Raw genomic sequence first — 24,047 nt, 5'->3', positions numbered from 1 at the left:
ACCTCTCCGCCCCGGTTCCGCCACATTCGTTCTCTGTCTCACCTATAACCCCTAGGTTCCTAGGACGCTGTACGGGTCGCGCCCGTGCGCACATGAGACGAAGCGGCCTCGGCTCACCGGAACGGGCTTTAACGTGATCGTGAAACTTTCTCGGCGGAACCTGGTCGCGACTTCTTATCCGCACCACTCCGGTTGCCGATGTGCGCGGTTGCGAAATACGGACAGGAGAGGCATCGGGGATGGGACTGACATCAGCGTTCGACAACAGGTCACTGCGAACTAAGATCGGCGCGGCGGTCCTGGTGGGCACGGTCAGCGGGGTGATCGTCGGTGGGGTCGCCCTGGTCACCCTCCGCGGGCAGAACTCCGATGCGGCGAACTCCCAGCGGCGCACCGTCGCCCTGGAGGCGGCGGTCGGCACGTACAGCAAGAACATCGAGGCTTACAGCGGCAACAACTCGAGTCTCAAGCTCTACCCGACCCTCACGGCCGGGATCAAGAAGAACATGGAGACCAACAAGGCCGACATCGAGGCCGCGCTTGACACCCTGAAAACGGCGTTCAACGGTGACGCGACCGGTACGGCCGCGGTCGCCAAAGCCTCCACCGACTGGGACGCCTACCTCGAGTTCAGCCAGCGGGACTACTCGACGGCCACCCCGGCCCAGCTCCAGGCGGCCGTCACCGAGTACACCAAGCTCTACGGCGCTCTCGGCAAGGATCAGGCCGACCTGACCACCCGGGCCGAGCAGCTGTCCGAGCAGTCCATCGCGGACGGCGAGGCGGCGACCACCAAGGCCACCTGGACCGTCGGCCTCCTGCTGGCCGCGGGTGTCATTCTCAGCGTGCTGCTCGGGTTCCGGGTCGCCGGCCGGGTGCGCGGCACGGTCCGCGAGGTGTCCCGGGTCGCCGAGGGACTGGCCGAGGGCGACCTCACCCGTACCTCCGGGGTCACCACCCAGGACGAGGTCGGCAGGATGGCCGCGGCCATGGACCAGGCCGTGGCCCGCCTGCGCGAGGACGTGGTGCAGCTGGCCGGCAACGCGAGCACCCTCAACTCGGCCGCCGGGCAGCTGACCAGCGTCTCGGGCCAGGTCGAGTCGGCCGCCAACGAGGCGTCGTCGCAGGCCGGCACGGTCGCCGCCGCGGCCGACGTGGTCTCCAACAACCTGCAGGTCGTCTCGGCCGGCTCGGAGGAGATGGGCTCGGCCATCCGCGACATCAGCGTCTCCACCACCGAGGCCTCCGAGGTCGCCGTGCAGGCGGTCGAGGTCGCCTCGGCCACCAATGCGATCGTGGCCCGCCTCGGCGAGTCGTCCTCCGAGATCGCCTCGGTGGTCAAGGTGATCACCTCGATCGCCGAGCAGACCAACCTGCTGGCCCTGAACGCCACGATCGAGGCGGCCCGGGCCGGCGAGTCGGGCAAGGGCTTCGCCGTGGTCGCCGGTGAGGTCAAGGACCTCGCCCAGGAGACCGCGAAGGCCACCGAGGACATCTCCCGCCGCGTCTCGGCGATCCAGGCCGACACCGACGGCGCGGTCACCGCGATCGGCGAGATCTCGGCCATCATCGAGCGCATCAACGGCATCCAGATGACGATCGCCTCGGCGGTGGAGGAGCAGACGGCCACCACGCAGGAGATGAACCGCACCCTCTCCGAGGCCGCCGCCGGCGCCGGCGACATCGCCGCCACCATCGGCACCGTCTCCGACGCCACCCGCCGCACCACGGCCACGGTCGGCGACACCCGCCACGCCGCGGACGACCTCGCCGCCACGGCGGGGCAGCTGCAGGCTGTGGTTTCGCGCTTCCGCTACTGACCGCATCGCAGGAAGAAGGCCCGTCCGGTTCGGACGGGCCTTTCGCGATTCCTTTGCGGGCCGGTCGAGGTCTCCATGTCATGAGAGATGTTCCCGCGACGATGCGCGCCCTGCGGCAGATGTCCCTGAACGGCCCGCAGGACATGCGCCTGGTCGCCGATGCGGCGGTGCCGAGGCCGGGGCCGGGGGAGGTGCTGGTCCGGGTGGTGGCGGCCGGGATCAACTTCGCCGACGTCGCGAAGTCGCGGGGTGCGTTCGGCGGCGGGCCCAAGCCTCCGTACGTGGCGGGCTTCGAGGGAGCCGGTGAGGTGGTCTCGGCGTCCGGCAAGCTGCTCGGCGCCCGTGTGGTCGGCGTGGGAGAGGGCACCTTCGCCGAATATGCGCTGTTTCCCGCGGCGGGGGTGATGCCGCTGCCGGGCGGGTGGAGCGAGACCGAGGCCCTGGGCCTGGTGGTGAACACCGTGACGGCGCTGGCCGTCCTCAAGCCGGTCGGCGGTCTGGCGGCCGGGCAGACGGTGGTGGTTCAGGCGGCGGCGGGCGCGACCGGGCAGGCGGCGGTGACGATGGCCAAGCACTACGGGGCGACGGTCATCGCCACCGCTTCGCGGGGCAAACACGACGTCGTACGGGCTTTGGGCGCCGACCACGTGCTCGACTCGACCGGCGGTGATCTCGCGGCCGAGGTGCGGGAGCTGACCGGTGGCGCGGGCGCCGATCTGGTGCTGGAGTCGGCCGGCGGCGACACCTTCGAGGCCAGTTTGGCCGCGGCCAAACGGGTCACCGGCCGGGTGGTGGTGTACGGGCTGGCCGGGGGCGAGGCCCCGGTGACCAACCGGGACCTCGTGTACGAACACCAGGTCCAGCTGGCCGGGTTCAACCTGGGCACGCTGATCCGGGCGGCGCCGCAGGTCTTCGGCGCGCTGATGGGGGAGCTGTCGGCTCTGATCGGGGCCGGGGTCTTGACGCCGGGCCGGCCGACGGCGTACGAACTGGCCGACGGGCCCGAGGCGCTCGCCCACCTGGAGGACAGAGTCACGATCGGGAAACTGGCGCTGCTGCCGTGACCACGCCCGACCTAGCCGGCTTCACCGCCGAGACCGAGCCGTTCCGCCGGGAGCTGCTGGCGCACTGCTACCGCATGGTCGGCTCGGCGCACGACGCCGAGGACCTGGTGCAGGAGACGCTGCTGCGCGCCTGGCGGTCGTACGCCCGCTTGGAAGGCCGCACGACGGTCCGGTCCTGGCTGTACACGATCGCCACCAACGTCTGCCTGACCGCGCTGAAGCCGCGACCGATCCGCGTCCTGCCCTCCGGGCTGGCCGGGCCCGGCGAGATCGCCGACCGTCCACCCCGGCCACTGGCCGAGGTGGCGTGGCTGGAACCCCTCCCGGACGCGTGGATCGCGCCGCCCGAGGACGACCCGGCCGCGGTGGTGGTCGCCCGGGAGTCGGTGCGGCTGGCGCTGATCGCCAGCCTCCAGCATCTGCCGTCCCGGCAGCGGGCGATCCTGGTCCTGCGCGAGGTCCTGGGTTTCACGGCGGCCGAAACCGCCGCCATCCTCGACACGACCGTGGCCGCGGTCAAGAGCGGCCTGCAGCGGGCCCGATCCCGCCTCGACGAGGTCGGCCCGGCCCCCACCGAGCTGCTGGAGCCGGCCGACGAGCGGGCCCGCGCCCTGCTGGCCGGTTACGTGGCCGCCTTCGAACACTCCGACGCCGCCCTGCTGGAGCAGGTGCTGCGCACCGACGCGACCCTGGAGGCAACCCCGTTCCGGGACTGGCAGTCAGGCCGCACGAATTGCCGGCACATGCTCGTGACCTACGTCCTGGGCACCCCCGGCGACTGGCGGATGCTCCCGACGAGCGCCAACGGTCACCCGGCCGCCGTCGTCTACCGCCGGACCCTCACCGGCGCCCACGCCGCCGACGGTCTGGTCGTCCTCACCGCGACCCGTACCGGCATCGCCCGGGTGACCAAGTTCCACGATCCCACCCTGGCCGCAGTCTTCGGTTTCCCGCCGGAACTCTCCGCATGTCGACAGGCGGACGCCATCGTGGCCGGCCGGTAGTCGCACTGGATCGGCTTGGGAAGGCGGGCCGATATTGGCCTGCACCAAAGTGCGTCCCGGCCGGCCGAGGACCGGTTCAGCGCGACCGACCTGAGCCACCTGTTCGCGCGCGGCTGACAGATGCCGGTGATGCTGCGCCTGCCCGCGCCCGTTGAAACCGCGGCCCTCGAAGTCGTCCGCGTCCGCGAGGAAGCTGACCTGCAGGCGGCCGAACGTGCCGTGATCGCCGGTTCCCGAGCTGTCACGCTTCGAGCCGTACCGGCCGGGTGAGATCTTCCCCCTCGCCCTGCTGGACCAGCCCGGCGTGGCCATCTTCCCGGCCTTGATCGACGGCACCGCCGGGGCCTGCGTCACCGTGACCGCCGACAACCTCGCCAGCCACTACTGGGTCGGCACCCCACCGGCCCACAGCTCCCGCGGCGTGGGCCGGGCGGTGATGCTCGGCTCCCTCGCCTCACTGGCCGGGCTGCCGGTCACCCTCACCGCTTCAAAGCTGGGCCGCCCCCCTGTACGAATCACTGGGATTCACCGCCGCCGCGCCGGCCACCTGGTGGTCCTCTCACTGAGGCTGCGGCCCGGTGCTCACCGCCGAGGACTTCTCCGGGTCGCCGCGGAACGGGCGGAAGAAGTCGCGCAGCTCCTGGGCGTAGATCTCCGGCTGCTCGTAGGGCGCGAAGTGGCCGCCCCGGCGGGGTTCGGTCACCCGGACCACGGCGGAGTTCCGTTCCAGCCAGGCCCGCGGGGGCCGGACCAGGTCGCCGGGGAACAGGGAGAAGCCGGACGGCACCTCCACCCGCCGGGCGTGCTGGGCGGCCGGGATGGCCGCGTTGGCGTGGTACATCGTCATCGACGGGCCGATGCTGTTGGTGAACCAGGCCACGCTGAGCAGATCGAGCACGTCGTCCCGGGTGAAGACGGTGGCCAGGTCGCCGTGGCAGTCGCTCCAGGACCGAAGCTTCTCGACGATCCAGGCGGCGAGCCCGGCCGGCGAGTCGGACAGGCCGGCCGCGGCGGTCTGCGGCTTGGTGCGGTGCATGGCCGCGTAGGCGCCCTCGGCCGCTCCCCAGGCCGACACCTCGGCCAGCCAGGCCAGCTCTTCACCGGACAGATGGCTGGTGTCGGCCAGGACGGGCAGGCCGGCGTCCATCCGGTGTACGGCGACGACGTGCTCCCGGTGATCGAGCGCCAGGAACCGGCTGACCGAGCTGCCGATGTCGCCGCCGGCCGCGCCGTAGCGGGCGTAGCCGAGCTCGCGCATCAACTCCGCCCACAGACCGGCCACCGCGATCGAGTCGAGGGCGGCGCCCACGGGAGCGGGTGAGTGCCCGAAGCCGGGCATGTCCGGGATGACGACGTCGAAGGCGTCGGCCGGGTCGCCGCCGTGCGCGGCGGGGTCGGTCAGCAGGCCGATGACCTTGTGATAGCGCCAGGAGGAGTCCGGCCAGCCATGGCTGAGGATCAGCGGCAGCGCCGGGCCGGGCGAGGCGGCGCGCACGTGCCGGAAGGTCACCTCCGAGCCGGTTCCGAGCCGCATCCGGTACCGCGGAGGCTCCGCCAGAGCGGCTTCACGGGCCGGCCAGTCGTACCCGTCGGCCCAGTAGGCGATCAGGTCGCGCAGATAGTCCTGGTCGGCGCCGAGCGACCAGCCCGCTCCGGCCGGCCCCGACGGCCAGCGGGTGGCGCGCAGCCGGCGGCGCAGGTCGTCGAGCGCGGCCGGGGCGGTGGTGGGCCGGAAGGGTTGCGGGGCGGACGTCATGGCGTCACCGGCGCCGCGGCCGCAGGCCGGTAGCAGTCGAACGTCTCGTGCTCGGCCACGACACCGTCGCGGACCGTCAAGAGCGCGGCCACCTCGGCGATGAGCTCCTGCCCGGCGCGGAACGGCCCGGCGTCGACCCCGGCCACGCCTCGCCAGGTGGCTCGGACAGCCGCGCGCGGGCCGGCCGGCAGCACTTCGTGCACGGCGAAGCTCTGCTCGCGCAGCAAGGCCTTTCCGGCCCGGAACCCGGCGATCGTGCCGGAAAGGTCGCGCACCGCGCCGGCCGGTGTGACGGCGTTCGGATGCTCGGTGACCCGGATGCCGGGCGACAGGAGGGCCCGGAGCTCGTCCTCGGTCGAGCTCCGGTCGGACACCACGGCGTAGTAGCGGCGGACGACGGTCTCCACGTCCGTTGACGAAGGAAGGCTTGTCATGACCGCGACGATACACAACTATGGTTGTGTGTTGAAAGAGGAACTTCCCGGGCTCGACATGTCATCGGCGCTCACCCTGCTGGGCGACGCGATCACGCAGCAGGTGCTTCGTGCTCTCGACGGCACGGGGCTGCGCCCCGGGCACGGATATGTGATCCAACGGCTGCTGACCGGGCCTGCCACCGCCACCGAGATAGCCGACGACCTGGGCGTCAGTCAGCAGGCCGTGTCGAAGGTGTTCAGGGAGCTGCTGTCGCTCGGCCACATCGAGGTCGCCGCCGCGGGCGACGACCGGCGACGACGGCCGATGGCGCTGACGGCGACCGGGCGGCACGCTGTCGAGACCGCCCGGGCGGCCCGCCGGCGCCTCGACGCGCAGCTGCGCGAGGCGCTCGGCGCCGACCGGTTCGACACCACCATGGCGGCGCTGCGCACGGCCCTGGATGCCCTGGGCCTGGCGGACCGTGTCCGGCGCCGCGCGGTACGGCCACCGGACGAGGCGTAGTCAGTTCACCGCGCGCAGACCGTTCGACGGGAAGAGGAGCGAGCGCAGCGCGTTCTCGGCGTGCGCGTCGGCCGGGGTGACGACCGAGAGGCGCTGCTCGGAGCCGTCCTGGACGGCCAGGACGTCGTAGCGCAGGGTCATCACGCCGGCGGTGGGATGCAGGACGCGTTTGGTGCCGTTCGTGCGCTGCTGCACGGTCTGGTCGTCCCACCAGGTGGCGAAGTCGTTGCTCGCACGGCGGAGCTCGGCCACCAGGGCCCGCAGGCGCGGGTCGTCGGGGTGCCGGGCCAGGTTGGCCCGCAGGTTGCCGACGTGCTCGCGGGCGATGCGGTCCCAGTCCAGCTGGAACTCGCGGGCGCCGGGGTCGAGAAAGAGGGGCTCCGTGGTGTTCGTCCCGACGGCGAAGCCGGGGCCGAACAGGGCCACCGCGGCCGCGTTGTGCGCGAGGACGTCGAACCGGAAGTCGACGATCCAGGCCGGGGTGGCCGGCATGCTGCGCAGCAGCGTGCGCAGCGACTCGCTCGGGGGCGCCGGGACGTGCCGCGCGGGTGGGGCCTCGCCCCGGGCGATCAGGTGCAGGTGGTGCCGTTCGGCCTCGGACAGCTTGAGCGCCTGGGCCAGCGCGTCCAGCACGGCGGTGCCGGGCACGCCGACCCGGCCCTGCTCGAGCCGGATGTACCAGTCGATGCTGACGGCGGCGAGCTGCGCGACCTCCTGGCGCCGCAGCCCCGGCGTACGGCGCCGGCTCATCTCGGGCAGACCGACATCTTCCGGCCGTACGCGTCCTCGCATGGCCCGGAGGAACGCGGACAGCTCGGGCCGGTTGGCCGATCGTGGCGCTGGCATGATCCCAGTCTGCTCGACCGCCGGGCCGGTCGGCGACGGTGGAGGGTGGCACTGCGGGCACCAGCATGCCGAGGATCTCCCTGCCGGTTGTCGCGGGTCGCAAGCTTCTCGGCATGACAGCAATCAACAACCCGTTCGCCCGTCTCCCTCAGGTTCCGAGCTTCGAGGTCACCAGCACCGCGGCCGCCGATGGCCGGCCGCTGCCGCTGCCGCAGAGGTCCGGCGCCTTCGGCATCCCCGGCGGGGAGGACATCTCGCCCGACCTGACCTGGTCCGGCGCCCCCGCCGGCACGAAAAGCTACGCGGTGACCGTCTTCGACGCCGACGCCCCGTCGATGTCCGGCTTCTGGCACTGGGCCGTCGCCGACATCCCGGCCGGCGTGACCGCCCTGCCCGCCGGAGCGCAGATGCCCGCGGGCGCGTTCCAGCTGCCCAACGACGCCCGCCTGCCGCAGTACATCGGCGCCGCCCCGCCCGCCGGCGACGGCCCGCACCGCTACTTCATCACCGTGCACGCCCTCGACGTCGAGACCATCGGCGTGCCCGCCGAGGCCACCCCGGCCTACCTCACGTTCACCATGGCCGGCCACACCCTGGCCCGCGCCACCATCGTGGCGACCGCCGAGACCCCCGCCGGCTAGTCGCGGCGGAGGCCGTCCAGGACGAGGGTGATGGCGCCGTCGGCGTCGGTGCGGGCGTGGGGCTGGTCGTGGGCCGCGCACAGGCCCTGCAGGGTGAGCATGACGGCGCCGGCGCCCACGTCGGCGCGGATGGTGCCCTGCTCGACGCCGGCGGCCAGGAGTTCGCTGATGACCAGGGTGAGCTCCTGGCCGCCCTCGGCCAGGGTGCCTTCGCGGGCGGCCATGAGGGTGGCGAGCGTACGGGCCAGGCCCTGATGGTTGTGCAGGTGAGTGACGAAACCGCGCAGGAAGGCGGCCAGCGCGTCGGCCGCGGGACGGGTAGCCCGCAGCTCGCGGCCGTGCGCGCAGATCGCGGCGAGCTCCTCGCGGTAGACCGCCTCGGCCAGCGCCTCGCGGGTGGGGAAATGCCGGTAGAGCGTGCCCGTGCCGACGCCGGCCAGCTTGGCGAAGTCGTCGAAGCGCATGTCGAAGTGGCCGTCGGCGAACAGCTCACGCGCCTTGGCCAGCAGGGCGTCGCGGTTGCGCCGGGCGTCGGCGCGTAAGGGTTTGGTCACCGGCACTCCTTTGACAAACGGAAACCGTCTCCATATTTTAGAAGTGGAGACGATCTCCAATTATAGGGGTGTGCCGTGAAGGTTCTGATGTTCGGCCGGGGCGTCATCGCCGCGGCCTACGGGTGGGCGCTGGAGAAGGCCGGGCACGAGATCGAGTTCTACGTACGGCCGGGCCGGGCCGCCGCCTACGGAGACGCGATCGACCTGGAGCTCGTCGACGCGCGCCGCCGGCCGTGGGGGCGCCGGGTGACCGAGACGTGGCCGGTGCGCTACCGCGAGACGCTCGAGCCGGGCCACGACTTCGACCTGATCGTGGTCAGCGTGCAGCACTACAACTTCGCCGAGGTGATGGACTTCCTCGGGCCGCGTGTGGGCCAGGCGACGGTGCTGGTCTTCAACAACCTGTGGGCCGAGCCGGCGGCCGCGGTCGAGGCGCTGCCCGCCGGCCAGGTGGCGTGGGGCTTCCCCGGCGCCGGCGGCGGCTTCGGCGACGACGGCGTGCTGCGGGCGGCCCTGCTGCCCGTGGTCTTCTTCGGCACCCTCGGCCACCCGCCGGCCGGGCGCGAGCAGGCCGTCCGAGGAGTCTTCCGCCAGGCCGGCTTCCGGATCCGGGAGGACGCCGACTTCTCCGGCTGGCTGGCCATCCACTTCATCCAGAACGCGGGCCTGCACACCCAGAGCCTGAAACTCGGCTCCCTGTCCGCGCTGGCCGGCCGGCCCCGCCGCGTCCGCGAGGCGCTGCTGGCCACCCGCGAGCTGCTCCCCCTGGCCGAAGCCCGCGGCGTCGACCTGCGACAACACCGCGGCGACATCCTGCCGTACACGGCGCCCCTCTGGCTCACCGCGCCGCTGATGGCCTGGCTCTTCGGCCACTTCCCCCCGATGCGTACGGTCATGGAGGCCCACGCCAACCCGGAGGAGCTCCGCGCCGTCTGCCGCGACACCCTGGCCGAAGCCCGCCGCCTGGGCGTCCCGACGCCCCGGCTGGAGGCCGCCGAGCCGTACTTTGCCGCCGAGAAGGCCTCGTAGCAGCGGTCCCATCGGCGACAGTTCCCTGGCCGCCCGCCGGCGATCTTGCTGTTGTCAGGTATGGAGAAGGAACAGTCGAGAGGCGGCCGTACGTTCGTCGCGTTCGTGCTGATGGCGCTGGGCGTGGCCGCCACACCGTTCTTCGTCGACGCCTTCACCTCGGAGGCCGGACAGGTGGCGGCCTTGTGCGTCGCGGTCTTCCCGCTCGGCTTCTGGGCCGCCGCCGCGCTGAGCTGGCGCGGCCCGTTCTTCTTCATCGTGCTCGGCGTCGTCCTCGGCTTCTGCGCGTGGGTCGCCCTGCTCGCCTACCTGCAGCTGCGCTACCCCGAGGTGACCAACCCCCCGACCACCACCTGGCTCGTACGCTTCGGCGGCGGCGTGGCCCTGTCCTTCGCCGCCGGCGCCATCGTCGTCACGGCCACCCGCGGCAAGCGCCCGGACGCCTTCGGCGTGGCCGCCACCATCCTCGGCCTCGTTGGCACGGTGATGGGCTTCCTGGGCGACTGAGGTCACGCTTCGGGGGCCCACCGGGCGCTTCCCAGCGCAAGGTCGACGACAAGCGTCCCGGCCAACGGCGTGTGCGGATCAGCCGGCGAGGACGGCGAGCGGTACAGCGTGAAACTCAGCCGTCGAGCGCCGTCCGGAACCGGCCAGGGGCCGAGGTCGCCGTTCGTTCGGTCGCCGCCTTCGAACAACTCGATACCGCCTGGCCCGATGCCGTCGCTCCCCGCCGTCGTCCACGGCATCGGCACGTCGGTGTCGAAGGCCGCCAACAGCACGAAGCGCTCGGTGAAGCCCCGCACCACCTCGTTCGCCTGCACTCCGGGAACCAGGGCGTACTCCAGCGACACCATCTGGTAAGCGACCTCCTGCTCGCGCGAGGTGAGATCGGACCGCGAGCGCCCGTTGTCAACCAGCCCGGTCAGCACCACCCTATGCGCCGGCACCAGCTCACCACAGTCGACCGTGAACTCGACCAGCGGCCGATCAACGAACCCCAGCGAATCGGTCATGACGCTTGACGATAGGACTCGTGAGAAATCTTCGCCGCAAGCTCTTGCCGGAAGCTGCCCTTGGGGGCTTTCACCTTCTTCGCCGCTTCTTGGATCTCCACCCGCTCGGAGGCGGAGAAACGCTCCCACATGTCGTCCGCCAGCTTCAGTGCGTGATAAACCTCCGTCTGTGTGGCCGGCCGGGCGATCGCATCGGCGAGCGACTTCGCGTCGACCAGCGAGGGATCACCGCGCATCAGGCCCAGGACCATGACTCGCACGACGGGCGCGCCGTTGGCGAAGAGCTTGCGGATCTCCGCCGGGTCGAACTTCTCCCGCTCGGAGATCGTCGCCGCCCGCTTGATGAGGACGTCCTGGATGTGGATGCGCACCTCACGGTAGTGATTGCCTTGCAGTACCTCCCGGATCACCCCGTACGCCTCCGTGAGCCGCGCGAGGTCGCTGCGGTCGAGAATGCAGCGGTCTTCGGGGCGCCCTGTTCGGCGATGTTGCGCGAGAGCCCGAGCTCGAGTCCGGAGCCGCCGACCGAGACGCGCTCCACTCGATCGACGACGAAGGGGGCGACGAGCAATAGCGCGCCGGCGATGACGAGCACGGCCCCGGCGGTTCCGTTGTCGCTGGTTACCACTTTCCAACCGCCCGCGCCGAGCGCCAGCGCGCCGGGGACGCCCAACATCCATCGCCGCATAGCGACGATGGTAGGCGGTCCGAGGCCCCGAAACGCGGGACGAATGGCGTTGATCAAGGTGAGGGGGTGAGTTCGTCGTAGTGCTGCTGCCGGCGTTGGGCGTCGCGCATGATCTTTCGGACCATCGGGGTGGCGAGGCGGGGGAAGAGGTCGGCGAAGCGCATCAGCGGGGCGCGGCGGCGGGGCACGATGGTGACGGGGCGGGGGCGGTCGGTGAGGCGGCCGACGACCCGGCCGATCGCGGCCGGGGCGAGCAAGGGCGCCGTGGAGGAGGCGGTGGCTTCGGGGTCGTCGGCGTGGTCGGTCACCAGCGGGGTCGCCACGCCGCTGGGGCAGACGGCGCAGAGGTCGATGCCGCGGTGGCCGGCGCGGCGCAGGTCGAACAGGGTGCTCAGGGTGAAGGCCATCGCGGCGTGTTTGCCGGCCGCGTAGACGGCCTGGCCGGGCTCTCGAAGGCGCCGGCGGGCCGGCGGCCGGTCGCCCAGACGGTGAAGCCGGGGCGGGCCGGCTCGGCCGTGATGGCCCGGCCGAGCCCGCCGCCGGCTCCGGTGACTACTGCGGTTCTCATGGGACCGGCCCTAGGACGGCCCGGTGGACGGCCTCTGGACGAAAGTTGGAGCTCAGGGCTTGGTGGCCCAGTCGCCCAGGGTCCAGTCGCGGACCTCGGGCATGTCCTCCAGGTGCTCGACCACGTACTGCTCGTGGCGGGCCAGCTGCTCCTGGCACCACTTCTTCAGGTCCTCGGCGCCGCGCGGGAGGCGCTTGGCGTTGTTGATGGCGTCCATGACCAGGTGGTAGCGCGACGCCTTGTTGCGGACCGTCATGTCGAACGGGGTGGTGGTCGTGCCCTGCTCGATGAAGCCGCGCACCCGGAACCGGTCGGCGTCGGGCCGGCCGTGCACCAGCTGGTGGATGGCGCCGGGGTAGCCGTGGAAGGCGAAGACCACGTCGACCGTGTCGGTGAACAGCTCGGTGAACAGGGTCTCGCTCATGCCGTGCGGGTGGTCCTTCGGGCGCGGCAGCGTCATCAGGTCGACCACGTTGACCACGCGCGTGCGCAGGCCGGGCAGCTTGTCGCGCAGGATCTGCGCGGCCGCGACCGTCTCCATGGTGACCACGTCGCCCGCGCAGGCCAGCACGATGTCGGGGTCCGAGCTGTCGTCGGCGGTGCCCGCCCAGTCCCACACGCCGGCGCCGCGAGCGCAGTGCTCGATCGCGTCGTCCATATTCAGCCACTGCAGCTGCGGCTGCTTGTCGATGACGATCAGGTTGACGTAGTTGCGGCTGCGGAAGCAGTGGTCGGCCACCGACAGCAGGCAGTTCGCGTCCGGCGGCAGGTAGATGCGGCTGACGTCGCCGCGGGCGGTCAGCACCACCTGGATGAGGCCGGGGCCCTGGTGGGAGAACCCGTTGTGGTCGTTGCGCCAGGCGGTCGAGGTCAGCAGCACGTTGAGGCTGGGCACCTTGGCCCGCCACGACAGGTGGTTGGCCTCCTCCAGCCATTTGCTGTGCTGGACGGTCTGCGAGGCGCTGACCATGGCGAACGCCTCGTACGTGGCGAACAGCCCGTGCCGGCCGGTCAGGTTGTAGCCCTCGAGCCAGCCGTGGCAGTTGTGCTCGGACAGCACCTCCATCACCCGCCCGGACGGGCCGATGGCCACGTCGTCGCCGGTGACGTGCTCCATGAACGCGCGGTCGGAGACCTCGAAGACCGCGCCGAGCCGGTTGCTGTTGGTCTCGTCCGGCCCGAACAGCCGGAACCGGTCGGGGTTGCGCGTGTACATGTCGCGCATCATCTCGCCGAGGCGCCGGGTCGACTCGATCCGCTCGGTGGCCGGGCTGTCGACCTTGACCGCGTAGTCGCGGAAATCGGGCAGGTCGAGCTCCCGCGTCAGCAGGCCGCCGTTGGCGTGCGGGGTGGCGCTCATCCGCTTGTCACCCTCGGGCGTCGCGCTGAGCACCAGCTCGACCGGCGCACCGCCGGAGTCGAACAACTCCGACGGGCCGTACGACTTGAGCCACCGCTCCAGAAGCGCCAGGTGTTCGGGATTCTCGCGGACGCCGGCCAGCGGCACCTGATGGGCCCGGAACGTGCCGGCGACGTGGACGCCGTCGACCTCCTCGGGACCGGTCCAGCCCTTGGGGGTCCGCAGGATGATCAGCGGCCACCGAGGACGGGTGCCGTCCCCGCCGCCGGACCGGGCGGTCTGCTGGATCTCGCCGATGCGGGCGTAGGCCGTGGCCAGGGCCGCCGCGAAGCGGGTGTGCATGCCGGGCAGGTCGGACCCCTCGACCTCGATGACCTCGTAGCCGTGGCCGCTGAGCAGCTCACGCACCTCCGCCGGGTCTTTCCGGGCGAGCACGGTCGGCCCGGAGATCTTGGCCCCGTTGAGGTGCAGGATCGGCAGCACGGCGCCGTCGTGGGCCGGGTTGATGAAGGAGATGCCCTTCCACGAACCCTCGAGCGGGCCGGTCTCGGCCTCGCCGTCGCCGACCACCGCGATCGCGAGCAGATCAGGGTTGTCCATCACCGCGCCGAACGCGTGGACCAGCACATAACCCAGCTCGCCACCCTCGTGGATGGAGCCGGGCGTGGTCACCGAGACGTGGCTGGGGATGCCGCCGGGGCTGGAGAACTGGCGGAACAGCCGCAGCATGCCCGCCTCGTCCCGGCTGACGGCGGGATAGATCTCGCTGTACGTCCCCTCGAGCCACCCGGCCGCGACCAGGGCCGGGCCGCCGTGCCCGGGCCCGGTCAGGTAGAGCGTCTCCTGACCGGTGTGCCGGATCAGCCGGCACACGTGCGCGTAGACGAAGGAGAGGCCGGGGCTGGTGCCCCAGTGCCCGAGGAGCCGGGGTTTGATGTGCTCGGGCTTGAGCGGCTCCCGCAGCAGGGGGTTGGCCTGCAGGTAGATCTGGCCGATGGTCAGGTAGTTGGCGGCCCGCCACCAGGCGTCCAGCTGGGCGATTTCCGCCTCGGTGGGCGCGGATAGCAGGTCCGAGGTTGCCGTCGGCACGGGCACGTCCTCTCACGTCGCGGTCGTTGGCTTCACCGTAGGGCTACCCAGTGGGCAGCTATAGAGTCTTTGGTACTGGTCGAAAGTGACTTTGGGATGTCACTGAACCGATCGGCGGTGTGAATCCGTTCCCTCTGACGTGCCGCCACGCGTTCGTGCCTTCCTCCGCCACCCCCGGGTCCAGCTGTCGCTCACCGTCCTGGCCGGAGTGCTCCTTTTCGCCTTCCTGATCTTCCCGAACATCCTGTCCCGCCTGACTCCCGGCGGATTCGCCCGAATACCGATCGAAGCGGCGTTTGTCGTGGCGATTCTGATGTTCCTGCCGACCAAGGCGCGGCGTACAGCCGGAACAGTGATGGGCGTGATCATCGGCTGGCTGGTCATCGAGAAGTGCCTGGACATGGGCTTCTTCGAGGAGCTCAACCGCCCCTTCGACCCGGTGCTCGACTGGGTGCTGTTCGACGACGCGTACAGCTTCGTGGTCGACTCCTACGGCCGCCTCGCCGCGATCGCCGCCGTGGCCGCGATCCTGCTGCTGGTCGCCGCCGTCCTCGCGCTCACCTGCTGGTCGGTGCTGCGGATCGGCGCCGTCGCGGCCCGTCACCGCCGCCGCTCGGCGATCACCGCCGGCGGCATCGCGGTGGCCTGGGCACTGACCTTCTCCCTCGGCATCTCGGTGTACGCGTCGGTGCCGGTCGCGGCGCGCAGCAGCGCCACCTACGCGTGGGACCGCGCCCACCAGGCCCGCGCCGGCCTGCGGGACGAGGCCAATTTCGCCAAGGAGGTCGAGAACGACGCCTTCAAGAACGTCGCCACCGATCAGATGCTGACCGCGCTCAAGGGCAAGGACGTCATCTTCACCTTCATCGAGAGCTACGGCCGCAGCGCCGTCGAGACCCCGGCCCTGGCCGAGCTGACCGGCCCGGTCCTGGCGAGCGGCACGGCCCAGCTCAAGCAGGCCGGTTACGCCGCGCGCAGCGGCTGGCTGACCTCGCCCACCTTCGGCGGCGGCAGCTGGCTGGCCCACTCCACCTTCGAGTCCGGGCTGTGGATCAACAACGAGCAGCGGTACCGCAACCTCGTCTCGACCGACCGGCTCACCCTGACCCGCGCGTTCCACAACGCCGCGTACCGCACGGTCTCGGTCATGCCCGGCGCCACCCGGGCCTGGCCCGAAGGCCAGTTCTACGGTTACGACCAGGTCTGGGACTCGCGCAACCTCGGCTACAACGGCCCGAAGTTCAGCTGGGCCCCGATGCCCGACCAGTACACGCTCAAGCAGCTCAACACCATCGAGTACAAGAAGCCGGGCCGCGGCCCGCTGATGGTGGAGATGCCGCTGGTCTCCAGCCACACCCCGTGGGCGCCGATCCCGGACTATCTGCCGGACTGGAACCAGGTCGGCGACGGCTCGGTGTACGAGAAGATGGTCGCTGACGGCACGAAGCCGAAGGCGCTGTGGGCCGAGCCCAAGAAGGTCCGGGCCGAGTACGGCAAGTCCATCCGGTACTCGCTGACCACCCTGGTCAACTGGATCACCCAGTATGGCGACGACAACCTGGTCATGGTCTTCCTCGGCGACCACCAGCCGTCGCCGATCGCGGCCGGGGCCGACGCCAGCCACGACGTGCCGATCACCATCGTGGCCAAGGACCCGAAGGTGCTCGACAAGATCACCTCGTGGAACTGGGCCGACGGGCTCAAGCCGCAGCCCACCACCCCGGTGTGGCCGATGAGCGCGTTCCGGGACCGGTTCTTCGCCGCGTTCGGCCCGCAGGCTCCCGCATCATGAGCGGATGATCCTCCACCTCGACTGCGACACCGGCATCGACGACGCGATCGCCGTCGCCTACCTGTTGGCCCATCCCGGCGTCGAGCTGAACGGCATCGGCACGGTCAACGGCAACACCTCGGCCGTCCAGGCCGCCCGCAACACGCTGGGCCTGCTCGCCCTGGCCGGCCGCGACGACATCCCGGTCGCGGTCGGTGAGGGCGAGATCAAGCGCGGGGCCAAGGCGGTGCACGGCGACAACGGCGTCGGCGGCGCGGTACTGCCGGCGGGCGGGTCGCCGGATCCGCGTACCGCCGTGCAGTTGCTCCTCGACCTGTCCCGGCAGCACGCCGGTGAGCTGCACCTGCTGGCCACCGGCCCGTGCACCAATCTCGCGCAGGCCCTGGCCGAGGACCCCGGGCTGCCGGGGCGGATCGCGAGCGTGACGGTGATGGGCGGGGCCGTGCGGGTGCCGGGCAACGTCACCCCGCGGGCCGAGGCCAACATCGGTGACAACCCGGCCGCGGCCGCTGCCGTCTTCGGGGCCGCCTGGCCGGTCACCCTCGTCCCGCTCGACGTCACCCTGCAGCACCGCTGGACCGAGCGGGACCGGGCGTCGCTGACCGACACCCCGCTGACCCGCGCGCTGGCCGGGATGCTGCCGGCTTATCTCGACTTCTACGAGGGCCGTACGGGGACTCGCGCCGTCCCGCTGCACGATCCGCTGGCCGCCGCCATCGCCACCGGCGAAATCCGGCCCGATGCGCTGGACCTGCCGCTGAGCGTGGCGCCCGACGGCCACATTTCCGAGACAGGCGACAAAACGGTCAGGGTGGTCTTCGGCGCCGGCCGAGACGCTGCGATGATCATCTTGCACCGGATCAACGGAATCAGCGGCCCACCTATCGCCTAGACACCAGATCATTAGTAGCATCGCCGCATGTCGACGGAATCCGGAGTTGATCGCGGTCGTCTCGCCGAGCTGGCCACCCGCGAGCGGGCCGCCTTCGCCGAGCGCCACCCCCGCTCGGCCGCGGCCTACCAGCGGTCCGACCACCTGTTCGGCCGCGTGCCGATGACGTGGATGAACAAGACGGCCGCCGGGTTCCCGCTCTACTTCGCGACCGCCCGCGGCAACCGGATCACCGACGTCGACGGCCACGAGTTCCTGGATTTCGCCCTCGGCGACACCGGCGCCATGGCCGGGCACTCCCCGCAGCCGGTGGTCGAGGCGGTCACCCATCGCCTGGCCACCCTCGGCGGCGCCACCACGATGATGCCGACCGAGGACGCGGCCGTCGTGGCGGCCGAGCTCAGCCGGCGCTTCCGCGTGCCGTACTGGAGCTTCGCCCTGACCGCGACCGACGCCAACCGCTGGGCCATCCGGCTGCTGCGGGCCGTCACGGGCCGGCCGAAGATCCTTTTCCACAGCTACTGCTACCACGGCTCGGTCGACGAGTCGCTGATCGTCGTCGGGCCGGACGGGCGCGGCCAGAGCCGCGAGGGCAACGTCGGCGCGCCGACCGACGTGACCACGACGAGCCGGGTGGCCGAGTTCAACGATCTCGCGGCCCTCGAGCGCGAGCTGGCCCACGGCGACGTGGCCGCGGTGCTGATGGAGCCGGCGCTGACCAACATCGGCATCGTGCTGCCCGAGCCCGGCTACCTGGCCGGGGTGCGTGAGCTGACCCGCAGGTACGGCACGTATCTGATCAACGACGAGACCCACACGTTCTCGGCCGGGCCGGGCGGGGCCACCGCGTACTGGGAGCTGTCACCGGACGTCGTCACCATCGGCAAGGCCATCGGCGGCGGGATCCCCGTGGGGGCGTACGGCCTCTCGGAAGATCTCGCCACGGCCCTGACCGGCCGCACGGACCTCGACCTGGTCGACATGGGTGGCGTCGGTGGCACGCTGGCCGGCAACCCGGTCTCGATGGCCGCCACCCGCGCCTGCCTCGAGCAGGTCCTGACCGGCGCCGCCTTCGGCGGCATGATCGACACGGCCTCGGCCTTCGCCTCCGGCCTGCGCAAGATCATTGAGACGTACGCGCTGCCGTGGTCCGTGAGTCAGCTCGGCGCCCGCGTCGAGTACAGGTTCGCCGACCCCGCTCCCCGCAACGGCACCGAGTCGGCCGCCCACGCGGACGCCGAGCTCGAGGACTTCCTGCACGTCTACCTGGCCAACCGCGGGGTTCTTCTGACCCCGTTCCACAACATGGCGCTCATGTCACCCCAGACCACCGCCGAGGATGTCGAGCGGCACCACGCGCTCTTCAACGAGGCTTTGCACGAGTTAACGTCGTAAACCCCGGAAAAAGCGGCATTTCACTCCGTAGCCTGACTGTCATGGGTCTCTTCGGTAGCCGCCGCCCAGAGCTGGCGGAGCCCTCCGCCAAACGCACCCCGCCGCGCGACATCGAGGCGCTGGAAGAGCTGTCGAGGAATCTCGAAGCCGCCACCGGCGAGGGCAGCACCTGGCGCATCTACGCCTCCACCTACGTCGAGTTCTACGACATGGAGTACGGCGCCGTCTGGTGCGTCGAGAACGGCGCGCTGAAACTGGAGTTCGAGCTGGGCCGGCTCAAGGGCCAGCTGACCGGCCCGTCCAGCCTGGTCCAGCAGGCCATGCGCACCTCGAAGCCGGTCTACGCCAACTCCGACCAGCCGTCCACCGACGCCCGGTTCCAGACCGCCGTCCGCGCCGGCGCGCGGGCCGCCGTCATCGTGCCGTCCATGCGGGGCACCAAACTCGTCGCCCTGTTGGAGTTCTACGGCAGCAACCCGATCGCCATGGACGCCGCCCTGATCAGCAAGTGGGGCGCCATCGGCCGGCTCGCCGAGCAGATCCGGGTGGCCGCCCTCGCCGCGTACACCACCCGGCAGGTCGCCGACGACCGCCTCGCCGTCACCAGCGTCGTCACCGCCCTCGGGCGCACCGAGAACTCCGCGATCGCCCTCAAGGCGGCCCTCGACGCGGTCCGCACGGCCTTCCACTGGGCCTACGGCTCCTACTGGGAGGTCGACGATCAGGAGAACGTGCTCCGCTTCCAGGTCGAGTCGGGCAACGCGGGCGAGGAGTTCCGCAAGGTCACCCTGGCCGCCACCTTCGCCGAGGGCGTGGGCCTGTCGGGCCGGGCCTGGCGCCAGCGCGACCTGGTCTTCGTCCGCGACATCGGCGAGCTCACCGACTGCGTCCGGGCCCCCGCGGCCCAGCGCGCCGGCGTACGCTCCGGTGTCTGCTTCCCCATCGTCAGCGGCGACCGCATCGTCGGCACGATGGACTTCTTCACCACCGAGTTCGTCGAGCTGTCCGACTCCCGCGCCGACGCCCTGCGCAACGTGCAGCAACTCGTCTCCCAGCGCCTCGAGGTGGTCCGCGCCGCCGAGGCGGCCAAGGCCAACGCCCGGGCCCTGCTCGACACCGTCGACCGCCTGCGCAGCGCCACCGCCGACGCCACCCGGGTCGCCGACGAGGCGGTGAGCCGCGCCTCGGCCATGACCGGCGACGTCAACGCCCTCGGCAACGCCTCCGCCGCCATCGGCGACGTCATCCAGATCATCTCCTCCATCGCCGACCAGACCAACCTGCTCGCCCTCAACGCCACCATCGAAGCCGCCCGGGCCGGCGAGATCGGCAAGGGCTTCGCGGTGGTCGCCGGCGAGGTCAAGGAACTGGCCCGCGAAACCGCCGACGCCACCAAGAAGGTCTCGGAGCAGATCGCCGCCCTCCAGGAAAGCGCCGAGTCGGTGGCCGGCGGCATCCGCGACACCAGCGAGACCATCCATCAGCTGGACTCCGTCCAGACCCGCATCGGCGAGGTCCTGGAGGAACAGGCGACGATGGCCCACGCCCTGGAAACGTCTTGAACCCCCGGGGCGAAAGACCGATGCCCGCTTGGTTGGTGAGCGAAAGGCGTAACCTCTGGCTTCCTGTCGCCACGGCGGATCATCCTGTGCGCAAGCTGGCACTCGGAGCGATCAGCCGAGCCTGCGCAAGAAGTTACAAACTATCGCCGGCAGCAGAAGGTGAAGCCTTCAGATTCGACGGTTCATTTTGCCTTTCCCGACACTCGTAGGCTTGAGTGGCTCCAAGACTCGAAGAAGTTGGAACAACAGCTTCGATCTGATCCCCCCTCTGTTTTTGTCGATGTCATCAGAGACGAGAAAGCAACGATCCGTACTGCTCAAGTCAAGAGACGGGTGTGGGAGCTCGGCGTTGATCCGGCTGTGGTGGAAGATGCCTTCGCGTCCAACAGGGAAGCTCTGCGGAAGAATCCGCACATCGTCATCGAGGGATCGGCCCATACCTGGAGCGACGTTCCAGTGTTCGCGCTCGTCGACATGCCCGGCGCCTTTACAGCATCGCCTCACAGCCGCATGAGGACCTCGAGTGGTTGGCGAGTCGGTCGGGTGGTCGCGGAACTGACAATCTGGCCTAGTCGGCCTGTCCGTGTTGGCGCACCACATTGCTGCTCGATCGGGTGTCAAGACCTAGCGGGAGGACCACCAGGTGGCCGGGGTGGCGGCAGTGAAGCCCAGCGATTCGTACAGGGGCCGTCCCAGCTTCGAAGCGGTGAGAGTGACCGGCAGATGAGCGACCGGCGCCAGGGAGCCGAGCATGACGGCTCGGCCCACGCCGCGGGAGCGGTGGGCCGGTGGAGTGCCGACCCAGTAGTGGCTGGCGAGGCCGTCGGCGGTCACGGTGACGCAGGCCCCCGCGGGAGCACCGTCGATCAAGGCCAGGAAGATGGCCATGCCCGGCTGGTCCAGCAGGGCGCGGGGGAAGAGCTCACCCGGGCGGTACGGCTCGAAGCGTGACAGCTCGAAGCCGGCGATCACGGCGCGTTCGGCCGCGTGCAGGCCGGGCTCGTCGCGGACGCGGACGACCTCGAGGGCCGGAGTCTCGACGGGCCCGGGTGGGCGCAGCATCACCGGCATCTGCCAACTGCGGGCGAACAGGTGGCTCAGGTCGGTGGCGCTGAACGGGTCCTCGGCGTCGACCGGGCCCGGGGCGCCGCGGATCAAGCCGGCGATCTCCGACAGCTCGCCGGCGGTCACGGCCGGCTCCTGGATGAGGATGCGCAGCCCGGCCCGCTCGTCGCCGGCGACGGCGAGGAAGCCGGGGCGGCGGATCAGCCGGTGGCCGCGGGCCCGGCCGGTCGCCGCCCAGAAGGCGGCGGAGTTGCGGGCCTGGAGCCGCGGCGCGTCGATGAGAAGCACACGACGACCATAGGACCCGAGGGTCTACAGCGACGACCGGCCGGACAGGTTGGTCTCCGCCTCGAGCAGGGCGGTGATGCGGTCGGCCTCGGGGGAGCGGAGCACGATCCACAAAGCGCGCGCCTCGTAGAAGTGCCGCCGGGCGGTGTCGTGGTCGCCGAGGACCCACAGGCAGTCCCCGAGCCCGGTCAGGGCGCGGGCGTGCTGCTGCCGGTCGGCGGCGGCGACGGCGGCCGCGTGGGCGGCGGTGTGGGCCGCCACGGCCGCCGGGAGGTCGCCGGTGGCCTGGTGGTCCTCGCCCAGGCCGTTGTGGGCCCAGGCCTGGCCGTCGACGTCGGCGGTCTGCTCGAAGATGTCCAGGGCGGCGCGGTGGCAGGCCGTCGCCTCGGCCAGGTCGCCGCCGCCGCGGTGGGCGGTGCCCAGGCTGTCCAGGGCCCATGCCTCCAGGCTGCGGTTGCCGAGGCGGCGGGAGATGGACAGGGCCTCGCCGACGTGGGCGACCGCGTCCGCGTGGCGGCCCAGCCGGACCTCGACCTCGCCCAGGTTGGACAGGGCGCCGCAGGCGCCGAGCTCGTCGCCGGTGGCCTTGTAGAGGGCGAGCGCCGCCGAGTACTGCCCGGCCGCGCCCGCGTCGTCGCCGGTGCGCGACGACAGATTGCCCAGGTTGACCAGGGCGCGGGCCTGCCCGGTGCGGTCGCCGGCCTGCTCGTAGAGGGACAGCGCCTCGTGGTGGCGGCCGGCCGCGCGCTCGTACCGGCCGAGCCTGGTCTCGGCGACGCCGAGGTTGTTCAGGGTGCGGGCCTGGTCGACGCCGTCACCGGCGTGGCGGAACAGCTGCAGGGACTGCTCGAGGTGGGCCGCCGCGTCCTCGTGCCGGCCGAGCTGGACCTCGGCCACGGCCAGGTGGGCCAGGGCACGGGCGTGGCCGTGGGCGTCGCCCGAGGCGCGGGCGGCGTCGCGGGCGTGACCGTGCACGGCCAGCGCCTCGGTGTGGAAGCCGCCCATCAGGTAGCGGAACAGCACCGCGGCGAGCCGGGTGGTGTGCGTCGGCCAGCCGTCGGCCGCGGTGTAGGCGGTGACGGCGATCAGATTGGCCCGCTCGGCCGCGAGCCAGCGCAGCGGGTCGGTGACGTCCGGCAGCGGGGTGGCCGGGGCGTCGACCGACGGGCGGCGGTGGGCCTCGACCGGGTCGAGGCGGTTCATGGCGGCCGCGGCCGAGGCCAGGTAGAGGTCGAACATGCGGGTCAGGGCGGCCCGGCGGTCGGCCCGGCGGTCCTCGTCGGCCGCCCGGCCCGACGCGTAGGCGCGGACCAGGTCGTGCAGGGTGTACCGGTCGTCGCCGGCCGGCTGGATCAGGTGGTGGGCGGCCAGCTCGCGCAGGTGGGCGGCGGCGCCGGGGGCCGAGGTGGCGGCCAGCGCGGCCGCCGCGTACACGTCGAAGTCCTGCCCGGGGTGCTGGGCCACCAGCCGCAGCAGGTCGCGCCCGGCCGGCGGCAGGTTGCGGTAGGAGACGTCGAGGGCGAACTGCACGCCGGAGTCGAGCCGCCCGGACCGGTGCCGTTCGTCGAGCCAGTCGGCGTGGTCGGTCAGCGTCCAGCCCGGCTTGGCCCGCATGTGCCCGGCGACCAGGGCGAGCGCCAGCGGCAGGTGGCCGCAGCGGGCGGCGATGCGCTCGGCCGCGCGGGGGTCGGTGCCGGTGGGCACGCCCGGCACGTCCCGGGCGAGGAAGGCCAGCGCCTCGGCCTCGGAGAAGACGCCGACGTCGACCGTGGTCAGGCCGGGGAAGCGGCGGCGGCTGGTGACCAGCGCCACGCAGCCCTCCGCGGAGGGCAGCAGCGGCCGGATCTGTTCCTCCGACGCCGCGTCGTCCAGGACCACCAGGGTGCGGGTCCCGGAGAGCTTCCTGCGGTACGCGGCGGAGCGCGCCCCGAGATCATGGGGCAACTGCTGACCGGGCACGCCGAGCAGGCGCAGGAACCCGTCGAGGACCGCGGACGGGTCGGCCGGCGGCTGCGCCTCGTCGGGGTGGAAGCCGCGCAGGTTGACGAAGAGCACGTGGTCGAAGGCGCCGAGGCGGTGGGCCACGTGCACGGCCAGCCGGGTCTTGCCGACCCCGGCCATCCCGGCCAGGAGCACCGCCGAGCCGTCGCGGACCGCCGCCACCAGGCGGTCGGCCTCGGCCGTACGCCCGGTGAAGCCGCCCAGGTCGTCGGGCAGCGCGTCCTGCACGCGGACCTGGGCCGCGGCCCGGGACTCGCCGCTGATCACCCGCAGCGCGTGCCGCCACTGGGTGACGTAGCCCAGATCGGAGTGCAGGGCCTCGACCACGGCCACGACCAGCTCGACGTCGAGCCGGCGCCGGCCGGAGCGGAAACAATCGACCACGGTGGTCTTGCCGACCGCCCGCGCGGCCGGCCGCCCCGCGTTGACCCGGCCGGTGATGGTCTCGTACGACGGGTTGCCGGCCCAGGCCTTCAGCCGCCGCAGACCGTCGGTGAACTCGTCCAGCGTCGTGGCCTGCCCGGGATCGGGCAGCCGGGCGAACCGATCGGCGGAGGGCAAGGCGCGGCTCCGAGGGGGAGTGGGGGCGGCGAATCATCGACGTTAGTCGCCGCCCGCCACCCGGATTGTCGGGCGGCGGACATTCGGATTCGTTCGGATTCCGCCCGGGCGGGCGGAATC

Annotated in this window: 22 protein-coding genes; 11 read left to right on the top strand and 11 right to left on the bottom strand. The window is 71.6% G+C overall.

The window, feature by feature from the left end:
- Positions 1-239: 239 nt before the first annotated feature.
- From AB0J66_RS28650 to AB0J66_RS28640, 3 genes are all read left to right on the top strand, one after another.
- A complete protein-coding gene (locus tag AB0J66_RS28650) occupies positions 240-1,820 on the top strand; it encodes a methyl-accepting chemotaxis protein (RefSeq protein WP_364666859.1) in 1,581 nt (526 codons plus the stop codon).
- Between the two features lie 80 nt (positions 1,821-1,900).
- Entirely contained in the window at positions 1,901-2,884 is a 984-nt protein-coding gene (locus AB0J66_RS28645; protein WP_364666856.1) for a zinc-binding dehydrogenase, read from the top strand.
- Positions 2,881-3,888, top strand: coding sequence for an RNA polymerase subunit sigma-70 (locus tag AB0J66_RS28640; protein ID WP_364666853.1), 1,008 nt, complete (start codon positions 2,881-2,883; stop codon positions 3,886-3,888). Before AB0J66_RS28645 ends, AB0J66_RS28640 begins: the two co-directional genes overlap by 4 nt.
- 559 nt (positions 3,889-4,447) lie before the next feature.
- Here the strand turns inward: AB0J66_RS28640 and AB0J66_RS28635 are convergent.
- On the bottom strand, positions 4,448-5,644 hold the full coding sequence (locus AB0J66_RS28635; RefSeq protein ID WP_364666850.1) for an epoxide hydrolase family protein: 1,197 nt from the start codon (positions 5,642-5,644) through the stop codon (positions 4,448-4,450).
- Positions 5,641-6,078 carry a nuclear transport factor 2 family protein gene (locus AB0J66_RS28630; RefSeq protein ID WP_364666848.1) on the bottom strand — a complete coding sequence of 146 codons (438 nt, stop codon included), beginning with the start codon at positions 6,076-6,078 and terminating at the stop codon, positions 5,641-5,643. Before AB0J66_RS28630 ends, AB0J66_RS28635 begins: the two co-directional genes overlap by 4 nt.
- On the opposite strand from AB0J66_RS28630, the gene AB0J66_RS28625 reads away from it, so the two are divergent.
- Complete coding sequence (locus AB0J66_RS28625; protein ID WP_364666845.1) at positions 6,077-6,583, top strand: MarR family winged helix-turn-helix transcriptional regulator; 507 nt, start codon at positions 6,077-6,079, stop codon at positions 6,581-6,583. The genes AB0J66_RS28630 and AB0J66_RS28625 overlap by 2 nt on opposite strands.
- Here AB0J66_RS28625 and AB0J66_RS28620 read toward each other — a convergent pair whose 3' ends face one another.
- Positions 6,584-7,429, bottom strand: a complete 846-nt coding sequence (locus tag AB0J66_RS28620; RefSeq protein ID WP_364666842.1) for a helix-turn-helix transcriptional regulator — start codon at positions 7,427-7,429, stop codon at positions 6,584-6,586.
- A gap of 113 nt (positions 7,430-7,542) precedes the next feature.
- Here AB0J66_RS28620 and AB0J66_RS28615 point away from each other — a divergent pair, with 113 nt between their 5' ends.
- Positions 7,543-8,070 (top strand): YbhB/YbcL family Raf kinase inhibitor-like protein, encoded by a 528-nt coding sequence (locus AB0J66_RS28615; RefSeq protein WP_364666839.1) that lies wholly within the window; start codon positions 7,543-7,545, stop codon positions 8,068-8,070.
- Here AB0J66_RS28615 and AB0J66_RS28610 read toward each other — a convergent pair.
- The gene (locus tag AB0J66_RS28610) at positions 8,067-8,624 is read right to left on the bottom strand and encodes a TetR/AcrR family transcriptional regulator (RefSeq protein WP_364666837.1); all 558 of its coding nucleotides are present in this window, start codon (positions 8,622-8,624) and stop codon (positions 8,067-8,069) included. The two genes, AB0J66_RS28615 and AB0J66_RS28610, sit on opposite strands and share 4 nt — an antisense overlap.
- Positions 8,625-8,699: 75 nt before the next feature.
- Between AB0J66_RS28610 and AB0J66_RS28605 the strand changes: the two genes are divergently transcribed.
- The gene (locus AB0J66_RS28605) at positions 8,700-9,653 is read left to right on the top strand and encodes a 2-dehydropantoate 2-reductase N-terminal domain-containing protein (RefSeq protein ID WP_364666834.1); all 954 of its coding nucleotides are present in this window, start codon (positions 8,700-8,702) and stop codon (positions 9,651-9,653) included.
- 60 nt (positions 9,654-9,713) lie between these two features.
- Positions 9,714-10,160, top strand: coding sequence for a hypothetical protein (locus tag AB0J66_RS28600; RefSeq protein ID WP_364666831.1), 447 nt, complete (start codon positions 9,714-9,716; stop codon positions 10,158-10,160).
- Between the two features lie 2 nt (positions 10,161-10,162).
- On the opposite strand, the gene AB0J66_RS28595 is transcribed toward AB0J66_RS28600, so the two are convergent.
- From AB0J66_RS28595 to AB0J66_RS28575, 5 genes are all read right to left on the bottom strand, one after another.
- Positions 10,163-10,666, bottom strand: coding sequence for a hypothetical protein (locus AB0J66_RS28595; RefSeq protein ID WP_364666828.1), 504 nt, complete (start codon positions 10,664-10,666; stop codon positions 10,163-10,165).
- Positions 10,663-11,076, bottom strand: a complete 414-nt coding sequence (locus AB0J66_RS28590) for a hypothetical protein (protein WP_364666825.1) — start codon at positions 11,074-11,076, stop codon at positions 10,663-10,665. The genes AB0J66_RS28595 and AB0J66_RS28590 overlap by 4 nt, the downstream gene beginning before the upstream one ends.
- Entirely contained in the window at positions 11,073-11,354 is a 282-nt protein-coding gene (locus AB0J66_RS28585; protein ID WP_364666822.1) for a hypothetical protein, read from the bottom strand. The genes AB0J66_RS28590 and AB0J66_RS28585 overlap by 4 nt, the downstream gene beginning before the upstream one ends.
- Before the next feature lie 53 nt (positions 11,355-11,407).
- A complete protein-coding gene (locus AB0J66_RS28580; RefSeq protein ID WP_364666819.1) occupies positions 11,408-11,761 on the bottom strand; it encodes a hypothetical protein in 354 nt (117 codons plus the stop codon).
- Positions 11,762-11,974: 213 nt separating this feature from the next.
- Positions 11,975-14,371: a phosphoketolase family protein gene (locus tag AB0J66_RS28575; RefSeq protein ID WP_364666817.1), complete on the bottom strand. Its 2,397-nt coding sequence runs from the start codon at positions 14,369-14,371 to the stop codon at positions 11,975-11,977.
- A 139-nt stretch (positions 14,372-14,510) separates the two neighbouring features.
- Here AB0J66_RS28575 and AB0J66_RS28570 point away from each other — a divergent pair, with 139 nt between their 5' ends.
- The 4 genes from AB0J66_RS28570 to AB0J66_RS28555 are packed head-to-tail and all read left to right on the top strand — an operon-like array spanning position 14,511 to position 20,012.
- Positions 14,511-16,163 carry a sulfatase-like hydrolase/transferase gene (locus tag AB0J66_RS28570; protein WP_364666814.1) on the top strand — a complete coding sequence of 551 codons (1,653 nt, stop codon included), beginning with the start codon at positions 14,511-14,513 and terminating at the stop codon, positions 16,161-16,163.
- 4 nt (positions 16,164-16,167) lie between these two features.
- A complete protein-coding gene (locus AB0J66_RS28565) occupies positions 16,168-17,055 on the top strand; it encodes a nucleoside hydrolase (protein ID WP_364666812.1) in 888 nt (295 codons plus the stop codon).
- A 27-nt stretch (positions 17,056-17,082) separates the two neighbouring features.
- Positions 17,083-18,450, top strand: a complete 1,368-nt coding sequence (locus tag AB0J66_RS28560) for a transaminase (protein WP_364666809.1) — start codon at positions 17,083-17,085, stop codon at positions 18,448-18,450.
- Positions 18,451-18,491: 41 nt separating this feature from the next.
- A complete protein-coding gene (locus AB0J66_RS28555; protein WP_364666806.1) occupies positions 18,492-20,012 on the top strand; it encodes a methyl-accepting chemotaxis protein in 1,521 nt (506 codons plus the stop codon).
- A 624-nt stretch (positions 20,013-20,636) separates the two neighbouring features.
- On the opposite strand, the gene AB0J66_RS28550 is transcribed toward AB0J66_RS28555, so the two are convergent.
- On the bottom strand, positions 20,637-21,365 hold the full coding sequence (locus AB0J66_RS28550; protein ID WP_364666803.1) for a GNAT family N-acetyltransferase: 729 nt from the start codon (positions 21,363-21,365) through the stop codon (positions 20,637-20,639).
- A gap of 24 nt (positions 21,366-21,389) precedes the next feature.
- Positions 21,390-23,927 carry a tetratricopeptide repeat protein gene (locus tag AB0J66_RS28545; RefSeq protein WP_364666800.1) on the bottom strand — a complete coding sequence of 846 codons (2,538 nt, stop codon included), beginning with the start codon at positions 23,925-23,927 and terminating at the stop codon, positions 21,390-21,392.
- Positions 23,928-24,047: the final 120 nt, after the last annotated feature.

Source organism: Actinoplanes sp. NPDC049598 (assembly GCF_040675435.1).
Lineage (GTDB): Bacteria > Actinomycetota > Actinomycetes > Mycobacteriales > Micromonosporaceae > Actinoplanes.
Note: the sequence above shows the minus strand (reverse complement) of the source record. Positions and strands in the feature narration are given on the sequence as shown.